The sequence below is a fragment of the Tabrizicola sp. genome (genome assembly GCF_051645465.1).
Lineage (GTDB): Bacteria > Pseudomonadota > Alphaproteobacteria > Rhodobacterales > Rhodobacteraceae > Tabrizicola.
Map to the genome: position 1 here is coordinate 1 of NZ_JBOFBI010000291.1, position 24,224 is coordinate 24,224.

Below are 24,224 nucleotides of genomic sequence, written 5' to 3' on the forward strand. Positions count from 1 at the left end.
GGGGTGTAACCGCACCGTGACAGGGCCGCCGCCGATCCGCCAGTTTCGCCTTCCCTTTCGCTGCTCTGCCGCGTAATTCTGACGGACCTGCGGGATGACCCCGCGCCAACCGGAAAGGCGCCCGATGCGCACGATTACCACGACCGAAGACCTCGCGAGCTTCTGCGAGGCCGCAAAGGCCGCCCCCTACGTCACCATCGACACCGAGTTCCTTCGCGAACGCACCTACTGGTCCAAGCTCTGCCTGATCCAGATGGCGCTGCCGGGTGATGGCGAAGCTGTCCTCGTCGACCCGATCGAGGGATCGGCGATGTCGATGGAGCCGCTTTACGACCTCTTTCGCCACGAAGCGACGGTCAAGGTCTTCCACGCCGCAAGGCAGGACCTTGAAATCTTCTTCGTCGAAGGCAACAGCTTCCCGAACCCTCTCTTCGATACCCAGGTCGCGGCCATGGTCTGCGGCTTCGGCGAACAGGTGGGCTACGAGACGCTGGTCAAGAAGATCGCCAAAGCCAACCTCGACAAGACGAGCCGCTTCACCGACTGGTCCCGCCGTCCGCTGTCCGAGGCGCAGAAGGATTACGCGCTGGCCGATGTGACCCACCTGCGCTTGATCTATGAATTCCTGGCGGCCCAGCTGAAAAAGAACGGTCGCGCCGATTGGGTGGGCGAGGAACTGGCGCTTCTCACCGACCCCGCGACCTATACTGTGAACCCTGACGAGGCCTGGCAGCGGATCAAGACCCGCACGACCTCTGGCCGCTTTCTTGCGGTGGTCAAGGCGCTCGCCCGCTTCCGCGAGACCTATGCGCAAGGCCAGAACGTGCCGCGCAGCCGCGTGATGAAGGACGACGCGCTCCTCGAACTTGCCTCGACCCGGCCCACGACGGTCGAGGAGCTGGGCCGTTCGCGCCTCCTCCTGCGCGAAGGCCGCAAACCCGAGATCGCCGACGGCATCCTCGCTGCCGTGAAAGAGGGGCTGGAGATGCGCCCCGAAGACATTCCCCGCATCGAGACGTCACGCGAACAGATGCAGGTGAACCCGGCGCTTGCCGACCTCCTCCGTGTCCTTCTCAAGGCCAAGTCCGAATCCCTGGGCGTGGCACCCCGCCTGATCGCGTCCTCCGCCGACCTTGACCTGATTGCAGCCGGCGACCGTGACGTCCCAGCGCTCTCCGGCTGGCGGCATGAGGCGTTCGGCGACGATGCGCTTCGCCTCTGCAAGGGTGAAATCGCGCTCTCGGCCAAGGGCAACGAAGTGCGCGTGGTCCGGCTTTAGTCCGGGGACGCTCGTCGATGCATTTCATGCACTCCTCGCCGGGGCACCACGACGAGGAGACGAAGTCGAACGAGGAGTAGTCCCGCCGAAAGGCCTACCACCTGCCCGACGCGCCACCGCCGGACGAACTGCCCCCGCCGAACCCCCCGCTGCTGGACGACCCGCCGCCCCCGCCGCCGGACGAGCTGCGGTCGCTCTTCCGCGAGATCGTATAATGGCGATCTTCCGTGTAGCCGCAAAGCGCGCAGCTAAGGTGGGTGATCCCGCTTCCCGTGCTGTATTCGGTGGCGTAGTCCGTCACCTCATTCCAGCGTTCAAGCGACAGTTGGCTGCACTGCGGGCAGCGCTTGTAGGCGGCCCAAGCAGCTTTCCCGGCAAAGAACAGCCCAGCCCCGCCTCCGATCACGCCCAATCCGATCAGAACCTTGCGCCAGAAGTCAACGATCCCGAACACCTTGCCATCTACAAACGGCTGCACCACCTCGTCGCGCACGCCCTTGACGCCGTCCAGGATGCCCTGAGCGAAAAGCCTTTCGCGAAAATCCGGCAACATCGCCTTGTCGATCACGGCTTGCGCGCGGGCATCGTAAGCACTTGAGAAGCCCGAACCCAGCTCGATCCGGGTCGCGCGATCGCCGGGGGCGACAAGGATCATGATGCCGTCGTTCCGCTCGGCATCGCCGATCCCCCATTCGTTGAACAGCTTGGTGGCGTAGGTTTCGAAGCCCAGATAGCGGCCGCCGTACTGCTCAATCTCTTCCATCGTGACCACCACGACCTGCACGCCGGTCTCCTTGCGGATCTCCTGGACAAGCGCCCGGACCTCGGCTTCCTCGGCTGCGGGAAGGAGATTGGCGAAGTCCGAGACCGCATCGCTTTGCGGCCTGGGCAGCCCGTCCGCAAGAACGCTCAGCGGAAGGAAGAGAAGGACAATGATCAACCTGAAGAGCATGTACTATCCTCACCGATAAAGCAGGCCTGCCAGTTTCGATCTCACGTCCTCATGCAGCCAGACCATTCAAGCAAATTCTGCCGATCAACCATACACAATCTGATGGCGGATTTCAGTCAGGTATATCCGACCATCGACCCCCGCCCGCTGGCGACGCCCGGCCACAAGCTCCACGGTCCGCGGAGGCACGGCTGAAGGCCATTCACGCCCGATCCGATCGGAATACGCCGCGACAGGTTGGCAAAGCCCATCGACCCGCCCCTCGACAAACGGCTGCACCAACGCATCGCGCGCCGCCTGGACGCCCTCGACAATGCCGCGCGCCATCTTCCCTTCGCGGAACTGCGGCACCATCGCGGTATCCATCACCCACTGCGCGGGGCAATCGAACTCGGCGGAGTACCCCGCGCCAAGGTCGATCCGCGCTTCGCGATCACCGGGGACAACCAGGATCAGGATGCCATCGTTCCGCTTTGCATCGCCGATCCCCCAGTCGTTGAAGAGCGCCCTGGCATAGGCCTCCAGACTCTGCCCGCCACCGCCATAGTTCGCGATCCGGTCCATTGTGACGACGACGATACTCACGCCGGTCTCATCGCGGATCTCGCGGATCAGCGCATCGACCTCGGCTTCGTCAGGCTCAGGCAGGATATCAGCGAAATCCGAGACCGTGTCGCTTTGCGGCTCTGGCAGACCCTCCGCAAGAGCGGCCAGCGGGGAAAGAAGAAGGACGACCATCAGCCTGAGAAGCATGCCGTATCCTGACCAATCAAGCGGGCCTGCCCGCGCTGATAGGATACAGGGTCTGACGACGGACTTCAGTCAGGTATACTGGACCTTCAACGCAGACCCGTTGCTACCGCCGCGAAACCCGCGCGTTGGTCGCGCCCTGCACCACGATCTCGCGGACCGCCTCAAGCTTCACGTCGGAAATGAAGATCGCCACATCGATCTCGCGCGAGGTTTGCGTGTTCACGTCGGTTCGCCCAGGGGGCGGAAACACCCGAAACTCGTAGACGAGCACGCCGTCTTCCTCAATGTCCCGCGGCACAAGCTCGGCCTGCCACCACCCCTGCGTCGGCGTCACACCACGGGCTCGCACGATGGCACCCCCCGGGATCGGCTCGACCGCCATGCTCAGCACCGCCTCGACCAGCGGGCGGGGATCATCGGCCTGTTCGGGAAGCACGATCGACTCGCGCGGCTCGGATCTCCTGAACCAGTTCAAGGGGTTAAGCCTGCTTTGCCGGAACCCTCCGCACCCCGCTAGGGTTGCGACCAGACTGACAGCAAAGAGACGGCGGGTAACAGGCATGATTGCTTTCCTGAACGACTGCCTCTTGGGTAGCCGATGGCACCGCATTTGAAAAGCGCTTCTCTGGGGCTGGACCTTTCTGCCCTGCCGCCTTACCTCAAGACGCCTAGGGGGATGCGCCATGGCGACCGAAGCCTTTGAAGACATCGCGGAAACCTTCGAATTCCTGGACGACTGGGAAGACCGCTACCGCCATGTCATCGAGCTTGGCAAGGCGATGCCGCCCCTGGACGACAGCTTCAAGGTCCCCGCGCTGAAAGTGCAGGGCTGCGCAAGTCAGGTTTGGCTCCGGCCCATGATCGAGGGGGGCCGCTTCGACTTCCAGGGCGAAAGCGACGCCATGATCGTCCGCGGCCTGATCGCCATCCTGCATGCGCTTTATGCTGGTGTTCCGGTCGCCGAAGTGGAGAAAATCGATGCGACCGAAGAGCTTGGCAGGCTCGGCCTGAACGAGCACCTCTCCAGCCAAAGGTCGAACGGCCTGCGCGCCATGGTCCAGCGGATCCGCGAAGAAGCCGCTAGCCGCGCGTGACCGTCACCCGGTCGGTGTAAAAGGCCAGATGCCCCGCGATGTCGCCGACGTCCGCCTTCGGCGTCTCATAGGACCAGACCGCATTGTCCAGCGTCCCTTCCGCCGTCCGGATCGAGTAATAGCTCGCCTGCCCCTTCCAGGGACAAGTCGTCGCCCGCTCGGTCCGTTGAAGCTTCTCCATGTCCATGTCGGCACGGGGGACATAGATCACCGGCGGGTAGCTTCCTTCCTTCAGTTCCAATGCCTTGGAGGTTCTGCCCAGGTCCACGCCGCCCGCGCTGACGGTCACCGGCTCGGCAATCGGGGCGATGGTGATATGGCTGGCCATCGGATGCTCCTCAGATCGGCGCGCAGGCGCCCTTCAGCCATTCAAGGGTAGGTCCGGAAACCCGCGCGGCAAGCTTTTCCAGAACCTCGGCGTGATAGGCGTCAAGCCAGGCCCTCTCGCCGGGCGAAAGCTCAGCAGTCAGGATCAGCCGCCGGTCGAAGGGCACAAACGTCAGCGTTTCAAACGACATCTGTGCCCGGTTGTCACCTAACGCCAAGGCCGTCCCGACCACGATCAGGTTCTCCAGCCGGATGCCGAAGGCCCCTTCGCGGTAGTAGCCGGGCTCGTTAGACAGGATCATCCCCGGCTCAAGCGGCACTTCCGACAACCGGCTGATCCGCTGCGGCCCCTCATGCACCGACAGGAACGCGCCAACCCCATGGCCCGTGCCGTGGTCATAGTCCTGCCCCGCGACCCAAAGGTTGAACCGCGCCAGCGCATCGATGTCACGCCCGGCCAGGCCCTTGGGAAACCGAACCCTGCTGATCGCGATCAACCCCTGCAGCACACGTGTATAGCACTCCCGCGCCTCCTGACCGGGATCGCCGATGGCGATGGTGCGGGTGATATCAGTCGTCCCATCCAGATACTGCGCGCCGGAATCGACCAGCAGAAGCTCGTTCTGCCGCACCGGACGGTTCGTCTCCTCCGTCACCCGGTAATGCATGATCGCGCCGTTCGGGCCCGCCCCGCAGATCGTGTCGAAACTGATGTCGTGCAGAGCATTCGTCGCCCGCCGGAACCCCTCCAGCGCCTGGACCACCGAAATCTCCGTCAGCCCCCCCTTCGGCGCCTGCTCGTCCAGCCAGCGCAGGAACTCCGCCATCGCCGCCCCATCGCGCAGATGCGCCTCGCGGGTCGCCGCAATCTCCGCCGCATTCTTGCAGGCCTTCGGCAAGCGGCAGGGATCGTCGCCGTCAATGACCTCAAGACCGGCAGCAACCAACGCGGAATGTACAATGACCGGGGCCGAACTCATGTCCAAAAGCACCGGCCCTTTCAGGTCGTAAAACGGATAGTGAATGGGCAGAAACGTTTGCAGAAAAACCAACTGCCCAGTCAGGTCGTAGATCGTCGGCAGAAAGTTCTCGGGCGGGACCAGAGTGACGTCCGGGCCAAGCTGCTGGATCGTCTCAGCATCGAATTTTCTTGTATCTGCATATAGGCCTGCGCAGCCATTATCATGCAAGATCGCAAACCCATGCAGGATCGGATTGCGCGGCACATCCGCCCCACGCAGATTGAACAGCCAGCACAAGGAGTCGGGCAGGGTGATGACGGCGGCACGCTGGCCCGCCTTGCGCAAGACTTCGGCCAGTCGTGTGCGTTTGGCGGCACTGGTTTCGCCGGCCAGATGATCCGGATGGATGAAGGCGCGGCCACGGGGCGGGCCGGGTTGGTCGGGCCAGATCGCATCCACGTGGTTGGCGGTCGGGCGCAGCGTAACCTCGGTCTTGTCGAGCGCCGCCTGCAGCTTGGCGATCTCCTTTGGCGTGTGGAGCCAGGGATCGTAAGCGACGACGCCCTTGGTCAGGTGCTGCGCCAACCACTCCCCGCCCTGGATTTCGGGCCAGTTGACCGGCGTGAAATGCGCCAGGTCGACCTGCGTCTTGACCTGAACCCGATAACGCCCGTCGATAAAGACACCGGCGATATCGGGCAGAACGATGCAGAACCCGGCAGACCCGGTAAACCCGGTCAACCACTGCAACCGCTCATCCCGCGCCGCAACGTATTCGCCCTGATGCTCATCGGCGCGGGGGACGATGAACCCCGAGAGCCCATTTTCCCGAAGCTTCGCCCGCAATGCCGCCAACCGTGGCGGGCCTTGATCGGGTGAAGCATGGCTTTCAAAACTCTGGAACATCGCTCAGCTCATTTCTTGTCGACAAGTATCCTCGGGGGGTGAGGAGCGAAGCGACGAGGGGGGCAGACAGCCCCCCCTTACCCCGCCCGCCGCATCCCCAACGTCCGGGAGCGCTTCTTCGGGTCCACCTCGAACAGGGACGCGAGCTGCTCGGTCATCGCACCCGCCAACTGCTCGACATCCGTGATCGTCACCGCCCGCTGGTAGTACCGCGTCACGTCGTGGCCGATGCCGATCGCGATCAGCTCCACGGCCTTCCGCCGCTCCACCATCGCAATCACGTCGCGCAGGTGTTTCTCCAGATAATTCGCGGGGTTGACCGACAAAGTTGAGTCGTCCACCGGCGCCCCATCGGAAATCACCATCAGCACCTTCCGCGCCTCGGGCCGCGCCATCGTCCGCCGGTGCGCCCATTCCAGCGCCTCGCCGTCGATGTTTTCCTTCAGCAGCCCCTCTTTCATCATCAGGCCCAGGTTCGGCCGCACCCGCCGCCACGGCGCATCGGCCGACTTGTAGATGATGTGGCGCAGGTCGTTCAGCCGCCCCGGCATCTGCGGCCGCCCTTGGGCCAGCCACCTCTCCCGCGACTGCCCGCCCTTCCAGGCCCGCGTCGTGAAGCCAAGGATCTCGACCTTCACCGAACATCGCTCCAGCGTCCGCGCCAGAACATCCGCACAGATCGCCGCAATGGAAATCGGCCGCCCCCGCATGGACCCGGAGTTATCCAGAAGCAGTGTCACCACTGTGTCGCGGAACTCGGTGTCCTTCTCCCACTTGAAACTCAGCGGAGTCGTCGGGTTCGCCACCACCCGCGCCAGCCGCCCGGCGTCAAGGATGCCTTCCTCCTTGTCGAACTCCCAGCTCCGGTTCTGCTGGGCCTGGAGCCGCCGCTGCAGCTTGTTCGCCAGCCGAGACACCGCGCCCTTCAAAGGCTCCAGCTGCTGGTCCAGATAGGCCCGCAGCCGCTCCAGCTCCGCCGGCTCGGCCAGCTCGTCCGCCTTGATTTCCTCATCGAAATCAGTGGTATAGACGGCATAGTTCGGATCGGCATCCGAATAGGGCGCCGGTGGCGGCGGTTCCAGCGGCGCCTCCCCTTCCGGCATCTCCGCTTCGTCGCCCTGCTCCATGTCGGCGCTGTCGTCCATGGTGACCTGCGCCTGGGACTGGTCCTCCTGCTCCTCCTGCGATCGCTCGGGAGAAGCCTCCGAATCGTCGCTCTCCTCCTGCTCTTCCCCCGCAGAATCGGGCGCGTCCTGATCTTCTTCCGCCTGATCGTCCCCCGCCTCGTCCTGCGGTGCGTCAGGGTCATCGCCCAGCTGGTCGCCATACCCAAGATCGGCAATCACCTTCCGCGCCAGTCGTGCAAAGGCCGCCTGGTCCCCCAGCACATCGTCAAGGCTCGACAACGTCTCCCCCGCCTGCTCCTCGACAAACCCCCGCCAAAGGTCCGCCGCATGCTCTGCCGACTTCGGCAGCAAACGCCCCGTCGCCATCTGCCGCACAAGATACCCCGCCGCGACCGGCAGCGGCACTTCGGAGGCCTGCGTCACCTGGCCATAGCCCTTGCGGTCCGCCTCATGCGCGATCTTCGCGTCGATGTTTCCGGCCGTCCCCGGCATCGCGCGGGCACCCACCGCCTCGCAGCGGGCGTTTTCCATCGCCTCATAGATGTCGCGGGCCAACGGCCCCGTCGGCGCGTAACGCGCGGCCACGCCGTCGTCGTGGAACCTCCGCCGCAGCGCAAAGGCATCGGCGGTGCCGCGGGCCAGCAGCACCTCGTCCCGCGTCATCCGGCGGCTGACCTGCGGCAGCCGCACGCCCTCCTTGTTCATCCCCGCCGGATCAACCGAATAGGTGACCGTCATCTCCGGATCATCCGCCATAGTGCGGGTGGCCTCGGCCAGGGCCTTCTTGAACGGATCGGCTGGGTTGTCGCTGGGTTTGGTCATGCCTTAGGTTAAGCACCCGGCGCTGTCAGGGGCAAGGCCGTGCGACAGCGCACATATCCGGCGCGGGTGCGCGGAATTGGCGCGGCGGGTGAGCGTGCCACATGCTTAGGGCAAGACTTTCAACACAAAAGGAAACCCTCATGGCCACCAAACCCAAGATCGCGATCATCGTCTCTTCAACCCGGCCCACCCGCTTTGCCGACATCCCGACTGCATGGATCAAAGCACAGGCCGAGGCGCGCGACGACCTGACTGTGGAGGTTCTGGACCTGCGCGACTACCCGATGCCCTTCTTCGCCGAGGTGGCCTCGAACGCCTGGGCGCCGACGCAGGACCCGGTAGCGGTTAAGTGGCAGAAAAAGCTCGCCGAATACGACGGCTACATCTTCGTCCTTGCCGAGTATAACCGCTCGATCACTGCCGTCCTGAAGAACGCGCTCGACCAGGCCTATGTCGAATGGGCGAAGAAGCCCTTCGGCGCTATCGGCTACGGTTCGATGGGGGCCGCCAACGCGATCGGCCACCTGCAGAACATCGGGGTGGAACTGCAGATGGTGCCCACTCGTCACAACGTCCGCATCGGCGGCAGCGACTTCTTCCGCGTGCACCCGGGCTTCGGCGGCTCGGGCAACCTCGCCGACATCGAGGCGGGGATCCTTCCGGCGGCAAAAGGCATGCTGGATGACGTGGTCTGGTGGGCGAACGCCACCAAGGCCGCGCGCGGCTAACCGGGCGGGATCGGCAGAAGTGCCGATCTTGCAAACACAAGGACAGGAGTGAGCCGTTATGCGCCAAGCTCGACGGCTCACCCAACCCCTCTGCCGGTTACGCACTCGTCTGATCGTCGTTGCACGTGACTGACAAGCCGTGGCCCTCACCCCGGCCCATTTATCCCAAAATCGCCATCCGCATCCGGTCGTTTGGTCGAATTTTCGCCTTGAATATGCAGTCTTGACTGCCCATTGGATAAATCGCGGGCAGCGTGCTTTGGTGTGCCAAAGCCAGATCGGGGGCAGTCAGTTGTTCAAATCACTTCTCGGCCGGGTTCACGAACGTCTCATTTTCAACCGGCGGGTCGCTGTCCTGGTGAAGCGGAGCGGCGCTCTGGTTCCATCCGGAAGCAGCATGCTCGATGTCGGGACGGGCGACGGTCAGATTGCCAAGATGATCGCAGCCGAACAGCAGGGAACATCGGTGCGGGGCATCGATATCATGCTGCGGGTCAAGACACATATCCCGGTAGAGCTGTTTGACGGGCTGGTCATTCCTGTCGGGGACAAGGGCGTCGACGTGGTGACATTCGTCGATGTGCTCCACCACACCGATGACCCCGGTGTCCTGATCGCCGAGGCAGCGCGGGCGTGCAAGGACTGTGTGATCATCAAGGATCACCTGTCGGAAACCGCGCTGGATCGCTTTACCCTGCGCCTGATGGACTGGGTCGGCAATGCGCCGCACGGAGTGGTCTTGCCCTATAACTACGGGTCCCGCGCCGATTGGGACAGGTGGTTTGCCAAAGCTGGTCTCAGGATTGAAACCTTCCAGACCGATATTCCCCTTTATGGGTTCCCGCTGAACCTGATCTTCGGCCGCAAACTGCATTTTGTGGCGCGGCTCAGACCGGTTGCCTGACGAACAGTCGGATCAGCAGGCCTTGCCGGTATCCTTCCCGCGGCCAAGGCGATGCCGGATGACATGGTCCGGGGCGGCCACCAGGGCCGCAAGAGGCTAAGCTGCCGGGCGCCCCAGGATCATCGATCTGCACTCGGCGGCAAGGGTTTCGGCCCTTGTCGCGGCTTGCTTTGTCAGGCCAGGATCCTCGCCGAACCGCGCCTGAAACAGAAGCGACCGGTAAGCGACCTTGGCCTTGATCCGCCAGTCCAGCACCGTCGGCCCCAGGCCCGGCTTCATCGACGCCTCGATCAGCGACACCATCGCGCCAAGCTCCGCCGCTGTCTGCTCCGACCCCGGCCCGTCGAACATCCACTGCTCTTCCACCAAAGCCGAAAGCCTGCCCGCACAAACCGCGAAATCACGCAAGGGATCGGCCACTGCGGGCCCCCCGGCAAGGAACCCCAGGGCGAGGGCAGCCAGAAAACTTCCCAAACCGCGCGCCATTTCAGCATGGCACACCCAAAACCGCACTTTTTCAAGGCGAAGTGAGAACGAACCTGTTGCCGTGGGCTAATGCTCGCCTTTGGCAAAACGATATGCTTGGCCGCACACGATAAACGAATGCGGGACGAGGCTTCCCAGAGAGTAGCTTTCATCCATATCGTCCGCCAACAGCCAGTCGCGGCCTTCCGCGCGCGCCGCTTCAAGATCGCCAAGTCCAGGGCGTTCGCGTTGGCCTTTTGCGACCGAGAAAAATGCTTCTCCACTAACAATCGACGGGTCGTCCCCGATCTGAGGCTCAAGCAAAACTGCGGCGTCATGGAGGCCCGCACACCAGGCAAGATGCAACGCTGTATCGTCCGGTGGACGACCAACTTCGGAAGTTGTGGGCGCTGGGGACAGACAGGGGCCTGGTTCGCCGGGTTGGTAAAGCCGCGTAAGGTCTTGCGGATCGATGCAGATTTCTTGGGCGGTAGCTGGTGCTGGTTCAATCCAGAAGGCCAAGAGCGCAATAGTCCAGCCGATCGCCGTCGCCCAACTCATCCGATCTTGCCTTATGGTCATGCTGGCTTCAGCACCCCCTCAGGTCCGCGCGCACCAGTCCACGTAGGCCTCTCCCGAAAGCGGTCGGGCCACGCCCCCCGCCAGCATCGCCTGCGCCACATCCTGCCCGCCGATCTCCACCGTCACCAGAGTCCGCCCATCGGGGTGCTGCCCGCCGCGCCGGACCGACGTAACCGGCCCCCCGGCCACCAGCCTCTCCAGGTAGCGGCGCGACTTCAGACCTTCCGCGCGCTCCTCAGGACACTCCGCCCGATCAACCTCCGGCGCATCGATGCCCATCAGCCGCGAGCTGACCGCCGGCCCGCCGTCGCACGAGAGGTCGAACGTGTCGCCATCCACGATCCCGGTCACCTGGCACCGAGGGGCCGCCCCCGCATCACCATCACCCGAACCGACCGGTTCCACACAAGCCGCAACCGACCCAACCGCAAGCGCTGCCAGACCGGCCTGCCAGACCCGCATCACCGCATCGCCATGCTTGCCGCCGATTCCGGCAGTTCCTCGGCAAAGCACCGCTGGTAGAACTCCGCCACGGTCTGCCGCTCCAGCTCGTCGCATTTGTTCAGGAAGGTCAGCCGGAACGCGTAGCCGACATTGCGGAAGATCTCGGCGTTCTGGGCCCAGTTCAGCACGGTGCGGGGGCTCATCACCGTCGACAGATCGCCGTTCATGAACGCCGTCCGCGTCAGGTCCGCGACCGTGACCATCTGGCCAATAACCTTGCGGCCCTTGTCGGTGTTGTAATGCGCGTTCTTGGCCAGGATGATCGCGGCCTCGGCGTCATGCGAAAGATAGTTCAGCGTCGCGACCAAAGACCAGCGGTCCATCTGGGCCTGGTTGATCTGCTGGACCCCGTGGTAAAGCCCGGTCGTATCGCCCAGACCCACGGTGTTCGACGTCGCGAACAGGCGGAACGACACATGCGGCGTGATGATCTCGTTCTGATCCAGCAGCGTCAGCTTCCCGTCATGCTCCAGCACGCGCTGGATCACGAACATCACATCCGCCCGGCCTGCGTCGTATTCGTCGAAGACAATCGCCACCGGGTTGCGCAAAGCCCAGGGCAGAATCCCCTCGTGGAATTCCGTCACCTGCTTGCCGTCGCGCAGCTTGATCGCGTCCTTCCCGATCAGGTCGATCCTGGAAATGTGCGAATCCAGGTTCACCCGCACGCAGGGCCAGTTCAGCCGCGCCGCAACCTGCTCGATATGGGTCGACTTCCCCGTCCCGTGATAACCCTGGATCATCACCCGGCGGTTATAGGCAAAGCCCGCCAGGATGGCCAAAGTGGTATCGGGATCAAACTTGTAGGTCGTGTCGATCTCGGGCACCCGGTCGGCGCGCTCGGCAAAGCCCTTCACACGCATGTCGGTGTCGATCCCGAACACCTCGCGGACCGAAATTTCCTCGGTCGGTTTCATCGCCTGATCCAGCATCGCAAGGGCCTATCGCTCGGAGACCCGCACCCCATGCGCAGGCCCAAGCCATCCTTGGAACATAACGCCGGGGGGTTCAAGGGGACCGGGCCGGGGCAAAGCGGCGCGGCGTCAGAATTTGCCGAAGAAGTCGGTGATGTCGAAGAACAGGTCTTCTTCCCGGCCGCCCACGCGAATGGTGATGACATCGTAGAACCGATCGCCGTTCTGAACGAGAGCCTGTCCCAGAACCTCGGCGCCGGGGCGGTTGGCTTCGATCCACTGGTATTCGGCGGCCACCCCGTCAGATGAGCCCTGGGCGCCAAGGACGACGATGGCCGTCTCGACACTGGCCCCATCGCCACCCTTGAAGGCAATCTCGGCGGTCGCGGCTGCAGACAGGGCAAGAAACACCCCGGCAGTAAGGCTGAAAAGCTTGGTGCGGATCATTCCAGGGTCCTTTCGGTTGCAGGTCATGGTGCCATGGTACGCAAGCCCCATGCCGCCACAACTGCGGGAACCGTGACCCAAGCTTTGCGCCCCGGCCTCCGTCCAAGCCATCACGCGCAGCACCTCGCTCGCAATTGCGTGAACTCACGGTCTGTTGGCCCGCTGTAACATCAAAGTGGTCTATCGTGCCGTCAGACAATCAGGACATCCGCCATGCATCGCCGCCTGCTTCTTCTGTCCGCCGCCCTTGGTTTCATCCCGCGCCTCGGCGCAGCCGGGGAAAGCTTCGAATACGTGCTCACCGATGCCGAATGGCGCGAAAAGCTTGGCGACCTCGCCTACAGGGTCCTCCGGGAAGAGGCGACCGAACGCCCCGGCACCAGTCCACTGGACAAAGAGACGCGCGCGGGCATCTACCACTGCGCGGGCTGCGACCTCGCGGCCTTCTCGTCCGAGACGAAGTACGACAGCGGCACCGGTTGGCCCTCGTTCTGGAAGCCCCTTCCAGACGCCATCCGCACCCGCGAGGACGGCGGCCTCCTTGGCGCAAGGACCGAAGTCCACTGCCGCCGCTGCGGCGGGCACTTCGGCCATGTGTTCGACGACGGCCCCGAACCCACGGGCCTGCGCTACTGCATGAACGGGGTGGCGCTCAGCTTCGTTCCGGCCTGAGACGGCAAGCCTCGACCTGCACCAATCCTGCACAACTCCTGAGCCCGGCCTGCACAGGCATCAGGCATGACGGTCCCGTATCAACAAGGGACTGGATCAAATGCCAACGTCACATCGCGCGCTTGCCGCAGGTCTCTGCGCCGTTTCGGGTCTCGCGGTCATCTTCGCGATGGGTGCACAGCTTCGGATAAGCGACCTGAACATCATCCTGCCCGCCGCGTGCGGGGCACTCATAGGTGGTGCGATCTGCGCCGATCTCTTCGGCCTGCCAGGTCGCTTTGGTCTGGCGCTTACAGCGATCGGAGCTGTTCTCGCAACACTCATTGGCTCGGCCCTGGCCGGTGCCGCCTACGGGATTTGGGAGGGGCCGACCCTTATCGGCATCATCTACGGGCCGGCTACTGTCGGCCACGCGATCCTGACGACGCCGGCAGTCCTCTTGGCCTGGGCAGCGACCATGGCCGGGGCGCATCTTGCCATGCGCACGCGGCCCATCCGGCCGCTAATGCCCAGTTGAGCGCTACTCCCTGAAAAACCGGCTGTCCTTCAGCTGGTCCCAGGCCCAGACCACCTCCTGCAACCGTTCCTCATCCCGCCGGTCGCCGCCATTCATGTCAGGGTGAAGATCTTTCACCAAAGCTTTGTACTGCTTGCGGATTTCAGTCTTGGTCCAGGTATCTCGCGCATCCAGGATCTCGATCGCCTTCCGCTCGGTCGGCGGCAGCTTCCGCGTCGCGGCCGAGGTCGGCTTCCCCGGATTCTGCGTGGCCTTCTCGCCCAGCAAAGACATCGGGTCGTTCACCCCCAGCCGCGCCCAGGCGTTGCCGTCGCCCTGGCGCGAGAAGGGCTTGGTCTCGCGGCCCCAGAGCCGGTCCTTGTCCAGGAACTTCTGGAACTCCTCATCCGTGGTCCCGTTGAAGAAGTTCCATTTCAGATTGTACTCGCGGATATGGTCCTTGCAGAACCAGAAGAACTCATCCAGCTGATCGGGCGACTTCGGCGCGCGGTAGGCGGCCTGTTCCTTGCACTCCGGATAGTCGCAGGGCCGGTCCGCGGTGTCGAACGCCCCCGACATGCCCCGACGCCCGGTTTTCTTGCGCTTCTTGTCCGCCGAGACGCGGAGATCGAATTCGAAGGGCGTGCGGTTGGTCATGAAGGGCCTTTCCGACTCGGGGCCACGAGTTTAGGGCTTTTCCCGGAAGAGAGAAGGGGGCATGGGCTGACATGACGGTGAAGGACGACATCGAGGCTCGCCTGACAGCAGCCTTCGCGCCCGATCGGCTGGAGGTGACGAACGAAAGCCACCGCCACGCGGGCCATGCGGGGGATGATGGGACCGGCGAAAGCCACTTCCACATCCTGATCCGCGCCGCCGCCTTCGCCCCCATGACCCGCGTCGCCCGCCACCGCGCCGTGCATCAGGCGCTCGGCGACCTCAACCAGCGCGTCCACGCGATTGCGCTGGACGTGGGGTAGGGGGTTGCCCGGTCGGTTGGGTGATTTCACGCGCGTTCTGCCGTCGACAACACGTTCGCTTGCCTCAAAAACCGGCACCGCCTCGCGACACGCTGCGTCTGATGCCCGATCCCTCTCCTCTCTGCTTGCGCGTTGACCGTGACAGTCATCTATTGGTTGTAGACATTGACTCTAATGACCCTGCGTCAATCGATTCCCACGCCACAGCGGACACAGGGCATCCTGCCCGCGCGCTAGGGGGCAGTCATGACAGGCAAGGCTCTCGACGCCCAGGACTCAAACCTGCCGCTGGTCACGATCGGCGTCTGCACTTTTCGCCGACCGATCCTGGACCGCACGCTCGCAAGTCTCGCCACACAGCGGCTTGGCCCGACCCACCGCGGCTGCATCGTCGTCGCCGACAATGACGACGAACCCTCAGCCCGGTCTCGCGTCGAAAAGGCGCGGGGGGCGCAAACCATGCCGCTCCACTACATCCACGCCCCCGCGCGCAACATCTCGCTTGCGCGGAACGCCCTGCTTGATCAGGCCCGTGCCCAGGGTGCCAGCTATCTTGCAATGATCGACGACGATGAAGCCGCCAGTCCCGACTGGGCCCAGGCCCTGATCACGGAAATCACCGCCTCCGGGGCCGATGCGGTCCTGGGTCCGGTTCTGGCCAGCTACCGGCCCCAGGCGCCGCGCTGGCTGCATCAGGGCCGGCCGCATGACGTGCGCCCGGTGATCCAGCGCGACGGCCGGATCCTGACCGGCTACGCCGGCAATGTCATTCTGCGCCTCGACAGCCCCCTGCTGCGCGACCGACGCTTCGATCTTTCCTTTGGCCAGACCGGGGGCGAAGACGACGCCTTCCTTCGTGGCCTCGTGCGGGACGGAGGCCGGATCGGCCAGGCGCCTGCGGCGATAGCGCATGAAGAGATACCTGAGAGCAGGGAAACCCTGCGCTACCTCCTGCGCCGCAGCTTCCGCGCCGGGCAAACCCATGGCCGGATCAACAGTCCCATCGGCCTTGCGGCGCGCGGGGTGATGTTCGCCAAAGCCGCGGCCAAGGTCTGCGTGCTCGCCGGATCAGCCGGGCTGTCCGCCTTCTCGCCGCCCCGGCTGGCGCGCTCCTTGATCCGCGCCGCGCTGCACGCAGGGGTCTGCTCGCAGCTTGCGGGGGGGAAAGTGCTTGAACTCTATCGCTCCTGACCCGCCGCAGGCCGCACCGCGCCGCGCAACGCTTGCCGGGCGACTGTCCTTTGCCGCCGCGACGCGCCTCCGCCTGCGCAGGCTGCCCCGGCCCCCCGATCGCGGCTATCTCAGCCTCAGCTTCGACGACATCCCCCGTTCGGCCTGGACCGAAGGCGGCGCGATCCTGGACCGCCACGGGCTTCGCGGAACCTATTACCTTTGCGGCAGTCTTTGCGGCCAGGTCTTCGAGGGGCGCGAACAGTTCCGTCAAGGCGATGTCGCGGATATCCTCGCCCAGGGGCACGAGATCGGTTCGCATTTCTATCACCACCACAGCGCCCTCGCCCTCGGTCCCCGCAAGGTCGCGCGCGAGATCGCGCTGAACGACGTTTTCCTGTCCGAAGTGGCAGGCCCAGGGTTCCGGGCCCGCAGCATCGCCTATCCCTATGGCGAGGTCTCGGTTGGGGCAAAGTGGCTCTGCAGCCGCCGCTTCCAGACTGCGCGCGGAGTGCGCCCGGGCGTGAACACGCACAGCGCGGACCGCGACAATCTGGGCGTCCTCGCAATCGACAACGCCTTTGCCGACCAGACCGACTGGGACCGCATCTTCCTCTCGGTCGCACGCGAAAAGTCGTGGGCGATCCTTCTGGCGCATGGGCTGGACAGGTCGGACCACCCCTTCAGCTGCCCCCCCGCCCGTCTGGATCAAGCACTCCGCGCCGCCCTCGATGCCGGTCTGACCATCCTGCCGGTGGCCGAGGTGATCGACCGCCTTGCCGCCGACCCGGTCGCATGATCGGGCGGCTGCCCCGTTCACCAGCGCGTTGTAGGGTGGGTGCCAACCCACCACCCACATCGCAACCTTATGAATTGCCGTAACAATCCACGTCAAACCCGACCGAACCATGGTGGGGTTTCCCCACCCTACTTCCTCCGCAGGTCCGATTTGGCTGGCATCCTGGCCTACCTGCCGTTACGGTTCTGTCCTCAGCGGAATGATGGGTGATGAACATGATCGTCAAGCATCTCGTCGTGGCAATGGTTCCCTGTCTCTTTGCGTCAAGCGTTCTGGCGGCGGAATTTGTCGTCATCAATCAACGCTACGTCGTCTCGAAAGAGACCATTCGCGGATACTTCTACCGCGATGGCGAAAAGCAGATCGTGTTCGATGTCCGGTGGAGCGATTGGTCCACGCAATACCGGTGCCAGAACGCCTATGACGAGACGAAGGTAGAGGCGGCTTCTCTGAGCCTCGCCGTCAAACTGAAGGAGGCCAGCACCCTCGACTTTGGCGAGTTCCTTGAGGGCGAGGGCTTTACTGCCTGCGAGAAATTCTGACACCAGCAATCGTAGGACGGGCGCCAACCCACCACTCTCGCGAGCTTCGCGACCGGATCGCCATCGCGCGACCGGCGAACGAAGAGCCGGGCATGCTGACCGACATCGCGGGCTTCGCGATCTGGGCTTCGGCCAACGAAGAGGTCGATGCGAAGATCCGCGAGCAGATCAAGGCGGGGACCTTCCCGATCCGGCTTAAGCCCGAGGATTGGCAGAGCGGGTCGATCAACTGGCTCCTCGACGTGATCGCACCAGACCGGAAGACGGCAGGCCGGGTGATCGCCAACTTCGCCCAGGTGGTGAAGGAAGGTGAGCTGCGGCTGCATCCGCAGATCGGCGGGTTGGTCGAGAAGGACCTCTTGGAGAAGATGGGCGGGTCGCGCGGGCCGGTCTAAGGATCGTCCTGACCCACGGTGGGTCAAGGGCTAACTTACACCAATTCAATGACTTATGTGCGCGTTAGGACTTTGTCAGGGATTTAGGCACGCAAGCGATCTAGATGCGGGCATGATCGAATAGTCGGTAGCGGCAGCGAAGGAGAGATGAGATGGCGTGGTGTGTGATGGATCGGGTGGACGGCCCTTGCCGTCCTGAGAACAATTTCAGGCGCTTCGAAGAGCTTCTGGAAAAATACTATCACGAGGAGATGCCAGAGGCGCAACGCGCGCGCATCCGCCCCCAACACGCTGGCGCCTACTGGGCATCAGTATCGGGGAAGTTCCGTTATGAAGTCGGCTCAGTCGTGGATCACCAAGTGGTCGAGCCCCTGGCCCCGCACGAGTTCCCCACCGAAGTGGCCTTGAGGAAGAACTATTCGACGCTCGGGGCTTGGCTCGAACTACAACTCGCAATCATAGCGGTCGACGAGCGACTGAAAGCGCTGATCGAGGGGCTAGAGCCGGGTGTGCACCGGTTCTGGCCGCTGCGGCTGGTCAAGCCCAACGGGCAGGACTTTCCGGCACGCTACTATGGCATCGTGATCGACCGTTTCCTTGAGAGCTTTCTGCCGGAGGCCACGAAGCCAGAGGCATTTGAAGGGGGAACCGAGTTCTACGATGGTGGCGGTCATCTGAGGAAATCCGACTACCGTGTTCGCGGTGTAGGCAACAAAGCCAAATACAACGCCATGGTTTTTTCTACGGCGAAGATAGACGGCGCGCATTTGTGGCGTGAACGTCGGATGAGCAATCCCCAAATCTTCATTTCCGACGAGCTGAAAGCTGCCATCGACGCGGCGGGGTTGAAGATACCTACGCATTACCAAGTGAAAACAATCTAATAGCTTATCGGAGTTGTTTAAAGAATGCCGCGTAATCCAATAAACAGCCACCATGGCCTAGTCAGCAACAAAGCCAATCAAAATCTTCTCGACGCGTTAAGCAGGTATGCCAAGGGCGTCCAAGTCGAGGCGGAGTACAATTTCGTCGTTACGGCGACCACGATGCCTGCTTCCGAGCAGCCAGCTGTAGGGTGGGTGCCAACCCACCACCCACATTGCAACCATCTGAATATCCATAACAATCAACGATGAACCCAACCGAGGCACGGTGGATTTCATCCACCCTACGCCCCGAACGTGCCTTTGATCTCGACCCCCGCCCACTCCGGCTCGACCCGCCCCCCCCGGATACCCGGCGGATTGACGAACGTGGCCACTCCGCGGGCCGCCGAGAGACCCTTTCACCACCCCAAGCCCCGCATGGCATTCCTTTCCAAATCCTTAACGACCCCCTCGTAAGATATTGAATTCATTGTACAGAAATTCTTGCGCACCGTGCCCATCACCCCGCCTTCACCCTCAGCCGCCAGGCATGCAGCAACGGCTCGGTATACCCCGAAGGCTGCTCCCGCCCCTTGAAAACCAGGTCCGAGGCCGCCTGAAACGCCGCCCCCTGGAACCCCGGCGCCATCGGCTTGTAAAGCGGATCGCCCGCATTCTGCCGGTCCACGACCGCCGCCATCTTCTTCATCGCCTCCGTCACCTCCTCAGCCGACACGACCCCATGATGCAGCCAGTTCGCGATATGCTGGGCCGAGATCCGGCACGTCGCCCGGTCCTCCATCAGCCCCACATCGTTCAGGTCCGGGACCTTGGAACACCCCACGCCCTGATCGATCCAGCGGACGACATACCCCAGGATCCCCTGCGCATTGTTCTCCACCTCCCGCATCACCTGCTCCCGACTCCACGCCTGGAAGCTGGCCAGCGGAATATCCAGAACCCCATCCACATGCGCCCGCCGTCCCCCCTTGGCGAGCTTCGCCTGCACCCCAAAGACATCCACCCGATGATAGTGCAACGCATGCAAAGTGGCTGCCGTTGGCGAGGGCACCCAGGCCGTATTCGCCCCGGCCCTCGGATGCGCGATCTTCTCATCCAGCATCGCCGCCATCAGGTCCGGCATCGCCCACATCCCCTTGCCGATCTGCGCCTTCCCCGACAGCCCGCACTCCAGCCCGATATCCACGTTCAGCGCCTCATAGGCCGTGATCCACGCCTTCCGCTTGATGAAGTCCTTCCGACTGAACGGCCCCGCTTCCATCGAGGTGTGGATCTCGTCCCCCGTCCGATCCAGGAAGCCGGTGTTGATGAACGCAACCCGCCCCTTCGCCGCCCGGATGCATTCCTTCAGGTTCACCGAGGTCCGCCGTTCCTCATCCATGATCCCAAGCTTCACGGTGTTCGCAGGCAGCCCCAGCACCTCCTCGACCCGCGCCATCACGGCATCGGCAAAAGCCACCTCCTCCGGCCCATGCATCTTGGGCTTCACCACATAGACCGACCCTTGCGTCGAGTTCCGCATCCCCCAGGTCTTCCTCAGGTCATGCAGCGCGATAGCAACGGTCACCATCGCATCCATCAACCCCTCGGGGATCTCCGACCCATCGGGCAGCAGCACAGCCGGGTTCGTCATCAGGTGGCCCACGTTCCGGATCCACATCAGCGCCCGGCCCTTCAGTGCGAAGTGGCGGCCCGCCGGATCGAGGTACTCCCGATCCACCACCAGCCGCCGTTCGACCGTGCGGCCGCCTTTCTCGAAGACCTCGGTCAGCGAGCCCTTCATCAGCCCCAGCCAATTGCGATACGCCCCGACCTTGTCCTCGGCGTCTACACAGGCGACCGAATCCTCACAGTCCATGATCGCCGTCAGCGCGCTTTCCAGCTGCACGTCTGCAAGCAAAGCCTGATCGCGCGAGCCGATGAAATGCGCCCGATCGAAGACCAGTTCGACATGCAACCCGTTGTTCCGCAGCAGCACCGCATCCGGCGCCTTGGGGTTCCCACGGTAGCCCGCGAACTTCTCCGGGCTTACGAGCGGCAGGTCGTCGACCAGTAGCGCCCCGTCCTTGACGTAGTACCGGCGGACATCGGCGTGGCTGGTGCCGGCAATCGGGAAGGCCTCGTCCAGGAACACCCGCGCCCGCGCCACCACCCGTGCCCCGCGGCCTCGCTCATACCCGCCCGCGGGCGGTAGCGAGCCCATCGCATCGGTTCCGTAAAGGCAGTCGTAAAGGCTGCCCCAGCGCGCATTCGCGGCGTTCAGGGCGTAACGGGCATTGGTGATCGGCACCACCAACTGCGGCCCGGGAATCCGGGCGATCTCGGGGTCGACATTCGTGGTCTCGATCGTGAAGTCCGGGCCTTCAGGCAGAAGATAGCCAATCTCGGCGAGGAAGGCCTTGTAATCGATATGGTCGTGGGGCTGACCCCGCCGGGTGATGTGCCAGGCATCGATCTTGGCCTGCAGCGCCTCACGCTTTGCCAGAAGCGCGCGGTTCCCCGGGGCAAAGTCGCGCAGAAGGCCGGAAAACCCCTCCCAGAAGGCCGTTGGGGTGATCCCGGTGCCGGGCAGGGCCTCGTCTTCGACAAAGCGGGCGAGTACGTCGGCAACCTGCAGTCCGGCCCGATCGGTTCGCTGGGTCATGTCACCTCCTCTGCTGGCCGACAGGGCCGAGCGTAAGCATTTGCGCACGATAGGCGAGGGGATGTCCGGCCAGCAAGCAGACTGGTCCCCGGATTTGGGGACAACGCCACAAGACCCCATCCCGAAGCCCGAAGAACTTCGCAATATGGCTAAGTTTTCCGTTGCGGGCTGCGGTCGAAGGGATATAGTTAGCAATATGGCTAAGCATGACCCCCAGCTCGACCTTCTCTTCCACGCCCTGTCCGACCCGACGCGGCGGATGATGCTGAACCGGCTGGCCCGCGGACCGGCTCCGGTGACAGAGCTTGCCGGGCCGACGGGCCTGAAGCTTCCCACCATCCTGCGGCATCTGTCTGTGCTTGAAGACGCTGGTTTGATCGCAAGCCAGAAGGACGGGCGTGTCAGGTCTTGTGCGTTTCAGCCGCAAGCAATGGCCCCGATGCGCGACTGGCTTGAAGAGCAGCGGGCGATCTGGGAGGCCCGGCTCGACCGGCTCGACGATTATGTGACGAACCTCATGAAGGAGCGTGAGAAATGACCTCTGACCTCGACCCCGCCACCGACTTGACTTTCACCCGGACGCTCGCCGTCCCCCGTCAGCTGATCTGGGAATGCTGGACCCAACCGAAGCACATCCCGCATTTCTTTGTGCCCAAGCCGCACAAGGTGACGGCAGTCGACATCGATCTGCGGGTGGGTGGGCGCTTCAACACCAGCTTCGATGTCGAAGGCAACGTGATGGACAACCACGGCGTCTATCTTGAAGTTGTCCCAGGTGAAAAGCTTGTTTTCACAGATGCTTACACCGAAGGCTGGAAACCCGCGCCCGAACCTTTCATGACCGCGATCCTGCTTCTCTCCGACGCGCAGGGGGGCGGCACGACCTACACAGCCATCGCCCGGCACCGCAATCCGGACACCCGCAAGGCGCATGAGGACATGGGCTTCTTCGATGGCTGGGGCACGGTGGTCACGCAGCTGGAGGACTATGCGAAAGGGCTGGTTAAGTGACCGCCGACCGCACCGCGACGCTGACCTTCGAGCGCAACGTGGCCGCCCCGCTTGCAACGCTGTGGCAGGCCTGGACGTCGCCCGCTGCACGGGCGGTCTGGGCGTCGCCTTCCCCCACTGTGACGGTCGAGTTTCTTGAAGCCGACTGCCGTGTCGGCGGCAGGGAGGTCTCGCTTTGCAAGGTCGCCGGGCAGCCCGACATCCGGGTGGAAGGCGGGTGGCTCGAGCTTCAGCCTGGACAGGTCAGCGTGAACTATGAGGTTGTCTCTTGCGAGGGGCTGATCCAGTCGGCAGCCCTTGTCACCGCAAGGTTTGCCGAGGCCGGGGCAGGGAGCACGCTGGCGCTGACCATCCAGCTCTCGTCTTTGGCCGAGGACATGGAGCAGGGGTATCGGCAGGGATTTGGCGCAGGCCTTGCCAACCTTGCGGGCGTGGCCGAGCGGACCATGGTGCTGGAACGCGTGATCAAGGCACCGGTCTCGGTGGTCTGGGGCGCCTGGATGAACCCGGAGACCTTGCCAAAGTGGTGGGGGCCGGATGGGTTTTCCTGCAAGACGTCGCGGATCGACCTGCGCGAGGGCGGCGAGTGGGTCTTCGACATGATCGCCGCTGACGGGACGGTTTTCCCGAACCACCACCGCTATGGTCGTGTCATCCCAGAAGCGCGGATCGATTACGCGCTCCATTGGGGCGAGAATGGGCCGAAGCATGCCGACGCCTGGGCAAACTTCGCCGAGGTGGACGGGGTGACGAAGGTAACGCTCGGCATGGTGTTCCAGACACCGAAGGAGTTCGAGGACGCGAGGGGCTTCGGTGCGGTCGAGCTGGGGCTGCAGACGCTGGGCAAGCTTGCGCGGTTTGTGGGGGCGGATTGATCGCCGCTGTCCGTGGAAGCGGGTTGAGGTTCCTTGACCGTTCATGGCGGCCGACAAGATGAAGCTTAACGAAACCTTACCTCGTTGCCTGCATCTGTGCAAGCATTTGATTTTGTTTCGTATTCTATCTTGTCCCACGGTGGGACAATTCCGTTTGTGATGGCGCGGCTCCCGAACTCTTTGCGGCCCGGCACCGGTCGGAGCAATGCTTCACCTCATCCCAGACCCGCTCCCACTTCTTCCGCCAAGTGAAGGGCCTGCCACAGGTGGCGCAGGTCTTCTGCGGAAGGTCCGACTTCTTCACCCCGCCTGGCATCAGAGGTCCAGGGTCAGCTGTGTCTGGACCACGGTTCGCCGAGGGGGGCGTCCCTTGACCAGGCGCACATTGGCCCGACTGGCATGGCGGTGGACGATCTTGGCGGCCGTATCGGCAAAGCCCGTCGCCTTGCGGGCCCGCCAGATCAGCTCCCGCGCCTCTCGTGCGGCCGAGGCCAGGTCAATAATTGGTTCGGGGTAGCGTCGACCAAGAAGGCTTCCCGCGCCGGGCCACTTCCAGGGCTCATGCAGGAAGGCATCGGGGACGGTCGCGAGCTCGGGCAGCCATGCCCGGGTGAAGGCGCCGGTCGGGTCCTGATCCAGCCCCTGTTTCACCGGGTTGTAGATGCGGGGCGTGTTGATGCCCGTGGTGCCGGACTGCATCTGCACCTGCGGCCAGTGGATGCCAGGCTCGTAATCGGTGAACATCCTGGCAAGATGCGAGCCGCTCGCCCGCCAGTCGAGCCAGAGGTGGTACGAGGCGACCGAGGTCACCATCGCCCGCATCCGGAAGTTAAGCCAGCCGGTCGCGCGAAGATAGCGCAGGCACGCGTCCAGGAACGGGAGGCCCGTTTCGCTTTGCGCCCAGGCCTTTAGCCGGGAGGCGTCGGCTTCCCGGGGGCGGGTGATGGCCAGGGGGTGCAGGTCGCGGTGTTCGATCGACGGTTCGTC

30 protein-coding genes are annotated in these 24,224 nt (G+C 63.8%); 15 read left to right on the forward strand and 15 right to left on the reverse strand.

Annotation, left to right across the window (positions count from 1 at the left end):
- The first annotated feature begins 124 nt into the window (after positions 1-124).
- Positions 125-1,279 (forward strand): ribonuclease D, encoded by a 1,155-nt coding sequence (rnd, locus tag ACRCSW_RS18340; protein ID WP_438707091.1) that lies wholly within the window; start codon positions 125-127, stop codon positions 1,277-1,279.
- A gap of 94 nt (positions 1,280-1,373) precedes the next feature.
- On the opposite strand, the gene ACRCSW_RS18345 is transcribed toward rnd, so the two are convergent.
- The 3 genes from ACRCSW_RS18345 to ACRCSW_RS18355 all read right to left on the reverse strand — a co-directional run bounded on the left by ACRCSW_RS18345 (position 1,374) and on the right by ACRCSW_RS18355 (position 3,546).
- A complete protein-coding gene (locus tag ACRCSW_RS18345) occupies positions 1,374-2,231 on the reverse strand; it encodes a TPM domain-containing protein (protein ID WP_438707092.1) in 858 nt (285 codons plus the stop codon).
- Positions 2,232-2,315: 84 nt separating this feature from the next.
- A complete protein-coding gene (locus ACRCSW_RS18350) occupies positions 2,316-2,984 on the reverse strand; it encodes a TPM domain-containing protein (RefSeq protein ID WP_438707093.1) in 669 nt (222 codons plus the stop codon).
- A gap of 103 nt (positions 2,985-3,087) precedes the next feature.
- A complete protein-coding gene (locus ACRCSW_RS18355) occupies positions 3,088-3,546 on the reverse strand; it encodes a hypothetical protein (protein ID WP_438707094.1) in 459 nt (152 codons plus the stop codon).
- A 121-nt stretch (positions 3,547-3,667) separates the two neighbouring features.
- Between ACRCSW_RS18355 and ACRCSW_RS18360 the strand changes: the two genes are divergently transcribed.
- Positions 3,668-4,078 carry a SufE family protein gene (locus ACRCSW_RS18360; RefSeq protein ID WP_438707095.1) on the forward strand — a complete coding sequence of 137 codons (411 nt, stop codon included), beginning with the start codon at positions 3,668-3,670 and terminating at the stop codon, positions 4,076-4,078.
- On the opposite strand, the gene ACRCSW_RS18365 is transcribed toward ACRCSW_RS18360, so the two are convergent.
- From ACRCSW_RS18365 to cobT, 3 genes are all read right to left on the reverse strand, one after another.
- Complete coding sequence (locus tag ACRCSW_RS18365) at positions 4,065-4,406, reverse strand: DUF427 domain-containing protein (RefSeq protein WP_438707096.1); 342 nt, start codon at positions 4,404-4,406, stop codon at positions 4,065-4,067. The two genes, ACRCSW_RS18360 and ACRCSW_RS18365, sit on opposite strands and share 14 nt — an antisense overlap.
- Before the next feature lie 10 nt (positions 4,407-4,416).
- Positions 4,417-6,273: an aminopeptidase P family protein gene (locus tag ACRCSW_RS18370; RefSeq protein ID WP_438707097.1), complete on the reverse strand. Its 1,857-nt coding sequence runs from the start codon at positions 6,271-6,273 to the stop codon at positions 4,417-4,419.
- Between the two features lie 77 nt (positions 6,274-6,350).
- Positions 6,351-8,222: a cobaltochelatase subunit CobT gene (cobT, locus tag ACRCSW_RS18375; RefSeq protein WP_438707098.1), complete on the reverse strand. Its 1,872-nt coding sequence runs from the start codon at positions 8,220-8,222 to the stop codon at positions 6,351-6,353.
- A gap of 140 nt (positions 8,223-8,362) precedes the next feature.
- Here cobT and ACRCSW_RS18380 point away from each other — a divergent pair, with 140 nt between their 5' ends.
- Positions 8,363-8,950 carry an NADPH-dependent FMN reductase gene (locus tag ACRCSW_RS18380; protein WP_438707099.1) on the forward strand — a complete coding sequence of 196 codons (588 nt, stop codon included), beginning with the start codon at positions 8,363-8,365 and terminating at the stop codon, positions 8,948-8,950.
- A gap of 139 nt (positions 8,951-9,089) precedes the next feature.
- Positions 9,090-9,854: a class I SAM-dependent methyltransferase gene (locus ACRCSW_RS18385; protein ID WP_438707100.1), complete on the forward strand. Its 765-nt coding sequence runs from the start codon at positions 9,090-9,092 to the stop codon at positions 9,852-9,854.
- A 96-nt stretch (positions 9,855-9,950) separates the two neighbouring features.
- Here the strand turns inward: ACRCSW_RS18385 and ACRCSW_RS18390 are convergent, their stop codons facing one another.
- The 5 genes from ACRCSW_RS18390 to ACRCSW_RS18410 form a co-directional block, all read right to left on the reverse strand.
- The gene (locus ACRCSW_RS18390; RefSeq protein WP_438707101.1) at positions 9,951-10,340 is read right to left on the reverse strand and encodes a hypothetical protein; all 390 of its coding nucleotides are present in this window, start codon (positions 10,338-10,340) and stop codon (positions 9,951-9,953) included.
- A gap of 66 nt (positions 10,341-10,406) precedes the next feature.
- Entirely contained in the window at positions 10,407-10,880 is a 474-nt protein-coding gene (locus tag ACRCSW_RS18395; RefSeq protein WP_438707102.1) for a hypothetical protein, read from the reverse strand.
- Between the two features lie 39 nt (positions 10,881-10,919).
- Positions 10,920-11,363, reverse strand: a complete 444-nt coding sequence (locus ACRCSW_RS18400) for a thermonuclease family protein (protein ID WP_438707103.1) — start codon at positions 11,361-11,363, stop codon at positions 10,920-10,922.
- Complete coding sequence (cobS, locus tag ACRCSW_RS18405; RefSeq protein ID WP_438707104.1) at positions 11,363-12,337, reverse strand: cobaltochelatase subunit CobS; 975 nt, start codon at positions 12,335-12,337, stop codon at positions 11,363-11,365. Before cobS ends, ACRCSW_RS18400 begins: the two co-directional genes overlap by 1 nt.
- 111 nt (positions 12,338-12,448) lie before the next feature.
- Entirely contained in the window at positions 12,449-12,766 is a 318-nt protein-coding gene (locus ACRCSW_RS18410; RefSeq protein ID WP_438707105.1) for a hypothetical protein, read from the reverse strand.
- 213 nt (positions 12,767-12,979) lie between these two features.
- Here ACRCSW_RS18410 and msrB point away from each other — a divergent pair, with 213 nt between their 5' ends.
- Both msrB and ACRCSW_RS18420 read left to right on the forward strand, forming a co-directional pair.
- Positions 12,980-13,438 carry a peptide-methionine (R)-S-oxide reductase MsrB gene (gene msrB, locus ACRCSW_RS18415; RefSeq protein WP_438707106.1) on the forward strand — a complete coding sequence of 153 codons (459 nt, stop codon included), beginning with the start codon at positions 12,980-12,982 and terminating at the stop codon, positions 13,436-13,438.
- 100 nt (positions 13,439-13,538) lie between these two features.
- Positions 13,539-13,955: a hypothetical protein gene (locus tag ACRCSW_RS18420; protein ID WP_438707107.1), complete on the forward strand. Its 417-nt coding sequence runs from the start codon at positions 13,539-13,541 to the stop codon at positions 13,953-13,955.
- Between the two features lie 3 nt (positions 13,956-13,958).
- Here ACRCSW_RS18420 and ACRCSW_RS18425 read toward each other — a convergent pair whose 3' ends face one another.
- Positions 13,959-14,591 carry a J domain-containing protein gene (locus ACRCSW_RS18425; protein WP_438707108.1) on the reverse strand — a complete coding sequence of 211 codons (633 nt, stop codon included), beginning with the start codon at positions 14,589-14,591 and terminating at the stop codon, positions 13,959-13,961.
- Positions 14,592-14,662: 71 nt separating this feature from the next.
- On the opposite strand from ACRCSW_RS18425, the gene ACRCSW_RS18430 reads away from it, so the two are divergent.
- The 6 genes from ACRCSW_RS18430 to ACRCSW_RS18455 all read left to right on the forward strand — a co-directional run bounded on the left by ACRCSW_RS18430 (position 14,663) and on the right by ACRCSW_RS18455 (position 18,704).
- Positions 14,663-14,914: a BolA family protein gene (locus tag ACRCSW_RS18430; protein ID WP_438707109.1), complete on the forward strand. Its 252-nt coding sequence runs from the start codon at positions 14,663-14,665 to the stop codon at positions 14,912-14,914.
- Between the two features lie 246 nt (positions 14,915-15,160).
- Positions 15,161-16,105 carry a glycosyltransferase gene (locus ACRCSW_RS18435; RefSeq protein ID WP_438707110.1) on the forward strand — a complete coding sequence of 315 codons (945 nt, stop codon included), beginning with the start codon at positions 15,161-15,163 and terminating at the stop codon, positions 16,103-16,105.
- Positions 16,086-16,883: a polysaccharide deacetylase family protein gene (locus ACRCSW_RS18440; RefSeq protein ID WP_438707111.1), complete on the forward strand. Its 798-nt coding sequence runs from the start codon at positions 16,086-16,088 to the stop codon at positions 16,881-16,883. The genes ACRCSW_RS18435 and ACRCSW_RS18440 overlap by 20 nt, the downstream gene beginning before the upstream one ends.
- Before the next feature lie 209 nt (positions 16,884-17,092).
- The gene (locus tag ACRCSW_RS18445) at positions 17,093-17,425 is read left to right on the forward strand and encodes a hypothetical protein (RefSeq protein ID WP_438707112.1); all 333 of its coding nucleotides are present in this window, start codon (positions 17,093-17,095) and stop codon (positions 17,423-17,425) included.
- Positions 17,426-17,517: 92 nt separating this feature from the next.
- On the forward strand, positions 17,518-17,820 hold the full coding sequence (locus ACRCSW_RS18450; protein WP_438707113.1) for a toxin-activating lysine-acyltransferase: 303 nt from the start codon (positions 17,518-17,520) through the stop codon (positions 17,818-17,820).
- Between the two features lie 152 nt (positions 17,821-17,972).
- Positions 17,973-18,704: an imm11 family protein gene (locus ACRCSW_RS18455; protein ID WP_438707114.1), complete on the forward strand. Its 732-nt coding sequence runs from the start codon at positions 17,973-17,975 to the stop codon at positions 18,702-18,704.
- A 502-nt stretch (positions 18,705-19,206) separates the two neighbouring features.
- Here ACRCSW_RS18455 and ACRCSW_RS18460 read toward each other — a convergent pair.
- Complete coding sequence (locus tag ACRCSW_RS18460) at positions 19,207-21,351, reverse strand: malate synthase G (RefSeq protein ID WP_438707115.1); 2,145 nt, start codon at positions 21,349-21,351, stop codon at positions 19,207-19,209.
- A gap of 196 nt (positions 21,352-21,547) precedes the next feature.
- On the opposite strand from ACRCSW_RS18460, the gene ACRCSW_RS18465 reads away from it, so the two are divergent.
- The 3 genes from ACRCSW_RS18465 to ACRCSW_RS18475 are packed head-to-tail and all read left to right on the forward strand — an operon-like array spanning position 21,548 to position 23,237.
- Positions 21,548-21,889, forward strand: coding sequence for an ArsR/SmtB family transcription factor (locus ACRCSW_RS18465; RefSeq protein ID WP_438707116.1), 342 nt, complete (start codon positions 21,548-21,550; stop codon positions 21,887-21,889).
- The gene (locus tag ACRCSW_RS18470) at positions 21,886-22,362 is read left to right on the forward strand and encodes an SRPBCC family protein (protein ID WP_438707117.1); all 477 of its coding nucleotides are present in this window, start codon (positions 21,886-21,888) and stop codon (positions 22,360-22,362) included. The genes ACRCSW_RS18465 and ACRCSW_RS18470 overlap by 4 nt, the downstream gene beginning before the upstream one ends.
- On the forward strand, positions 22,359-23,237 hold the full coding sequence (locus ACRCSW_RS18475) for an SRPBCC domain-containing protein (RefSeq protein ID WP_438707118.1): 879 nt from the start codon (positions 22,359-22,361) through the stop codon (positions 23,235-23,237). Before ACRCSW_RS18470 ends, ACRCSW_RS18475 begins: the two co-directional genes overlap by 4 nt.
- A gap of 124 nt (positions 23,238-23,361) precedes the next feature.
- Here ACRCSW_RS18475 and ACRCSW_RS18480 read toward each other — a convergent pair whose 3' ends face one another.
- Together ACRCSW_RS18480 and ACRCSW_RS18485 are read right to left on the reverse strand one after the other, a co-directional pair.
- On the reverse strand, positions 23,362-23,553 hold the full coding sequence (locus ACRCSW_RS18480; protein ID WP_438707119.1) for a DUF2256 domain-containing protein: 192 nt from the start codon (positions 23,551-23,553) through the stop codon (positions 23,362-23,364).
- On the reverse strand, positions 23,553-24,224 hold a 672-nt coding region (locus ACRCSW_RS18485), incomplete at its 5' end, for an FAD-binding domain-containing protein (RefSeq protein WP_438707120.1). The genes ACRCSW_RS18480 and ACRCSW_RS18485, both read right to left, overlap by 1 nt.

Excerpts from the sequence above, each read along its gene's own strand:
- rnd (WP_438707091.1), top strand. The coding sequence starts at position 125 with ATGCGCACGATTACCACGACCGAAGACCTCGCGAGCTTCTGCGAGGCC.
- ACRCSW_RS18345 (WP_438707092.1), bottom strand. The coding sequence starts at position 2,231 with ATGCTCTTCAGGTTGATCATTGTCCTTCTCTTCCTTCCGCTGAGCGTT.
- ACRCSW_RS18350 (WP_438707093.1), bottom strand. The coding sequence starts at position 2,984 with ATGCTTCTCAGGCTGATGGTCGTCCTTCTTCTTTCCCCGCTGGCCGCT.
- ACRCSW_RS18355 (WP_438707094.1), bottom strand. The coding sequence starts at position 3,546 with ATGCCTGTTACCCGCCGTCTCTTTGCTGTCAGTCTGGTCGCAACCCTA.
- ACRCSW_RS18360 (WP_438707095.1), top strand. The coding sequence starts at position 3,668 with ATGGCGACCGAAGCCTTTGAAGACATCGCGGAAACCTTCGAATTCCTG.
- ACRCSW_RS18365 (WP_438707096.1), bottom strand. The coding sequence starts at position 4,406 with ATGGCCAGCCATATCACCATCGCCCCGATTGCCGAGCCGGTGACCGTC.
- ACRCSW_RS18370 (WP_438707097.1), bottom strand. The coding sequence starts at position 6,273 with ATGTTCCAGAGTTTTGAAAGCCATGCTTCACCCGATCAAGGCCCGCCA.
- cobT (WP_438707098.1), bottom strand. The coding sequence starts at position 8,222 with ATGACCAAACCCAGCGACAACCCAGCCGATCCGTTCAAGAAGGCCCTG.
- ACRCSW_RS18380 (WP_438707099.1), top strand. The coding sequence starts at position 8,363 with ATGGCCACCAAACCCAAGATCGCGATCATCGTCTCTTCAACCCGGCCC.
- ACRCSW_RS18390 (WP_438707101.1), bottom strand. The coding sequence starts at position 10,340 with ATGGCGCGCGGTTTGGGAAGTTTTCTGGCTGCCCTCGCCCTGGGGTTC.
- ACRCSW_RS18395 (WP_438707102.1), bottom strand. The coding sequence starts at position 10,880 with ATGAGTTGGGCGACGGCGATCGGCTGGACTATTGCGCTCTTGGCCTTC.
- ACRCSW_RS18400 (WP_438707103.1), bottom strand. The coding sequence starts at position 11,363 with ATGCGGGTCTGGCAGGCCGGTCTGGCAGCGCTTGCGGTTGGGTCGGTT.
- cobS (WP_438707104.1), bottom strand. The coding sequence starts at position 12,337 with ATGCTGGATCAGGCGATGAAACCGACCGAGGAAATTTCGGTCCGCGAG.
- ACRCSW_RS18410 (WP_438707105.1), bottom strand. The coding sequence starts at position 12,766 with ATGATCCGCACCAAGCTTTTCAGCCTTACTGCCGGGGTGTTTCTTGCC.
- msrB (WP_438707106.1), top strand. The coding sequence starts at position 12,980 with ATGCATCGCCGCCTGCTTCTTCTGTCCGCCGCCCTTGGTTTCATCCCG.
- ACRCSW_RS18420 (WP_438707107.1), top strand. The coding sequence starts at position 13,539 with ATGCCAACGTCACATCGCGCGCTTGCCGCAGGTCTCTGCGCCGTTTCG.
- ACRCSW_RS18425 (WP_438707108.1), bottom strand. The coding sequence starts at position 14,591 with ATGACCAACCGCACGCCCTTCGAATTCGATCTCCGCGTCTCGGCGGAC.
- ACRCSW_RS18430 (WP_438707109.1), top strand. The coding sequence starts at position 14,663 with ATGACGGTGAAGGACGACATCGAGGCTCGCCTGACAGCAGCCTTCGCG.
- ACRCSW_RS18435 (WP_438707110.1), top strand. The coding sequence starts at position 15,161 with ATGACAGGCAAGGCTCTCGACGCCCAGGACTCAAACCTGCCGCTGGTC.
- ACRCSW_RS18445 (WP_438707112.1), top strand. The coding sequence starts at position 17,093 with ATGAACATGATCGTCAAGCATCTCGTCGTGGCAATGGTTCCCTGTCTC.
- ACRCSW_RS18450 (WP_438707113.1), top strand. The coding sequence starts at position 17,518 with ATGCTGACCGACATCGCGGGCTTCGCGATCTGGGCTTCGGCCAACGAA.
- ACRCSW_RS18455 (WP_438707114.1), top strand. The coding sequence starts at position 17,973 with ATGGCGTGGTGTGTGATGGATCGGGTGGACGGCCCTTGCCGTCCTGAG.
- ACRCSW_RS18460 (WP_438707115.1), bottom strand. The coding sequence starts at position 21,351 with ATGACCCAGCGAACCGATCGGGCCGGACTGCAGGTTGCCGACGTACTC.
- ACRCSW_RS18465 (WP_438707116.1), top strand. The coding sequence starts at position 21,548 with ATGGCTAAGCATGACCCCCAGCTCGACCTTCTCTTCCACGCCCTGTCC.
- ACRCSW_RS18470 (WP_438707117.1), top strand. The coding sequence starts at position 21,886 with ATGACCTCTGACCTCGACCCCGCCACCGACTTGACTTTCACCCGGACG.
- ACRCSW_RS18480 (WP_438707119.1), bottom strand. The coding sequence starts at position 23,553 with ATGCCAGGCGGGGTGAAGAAGTCGGACCTTCCGCAGAAGACCTGCGCC.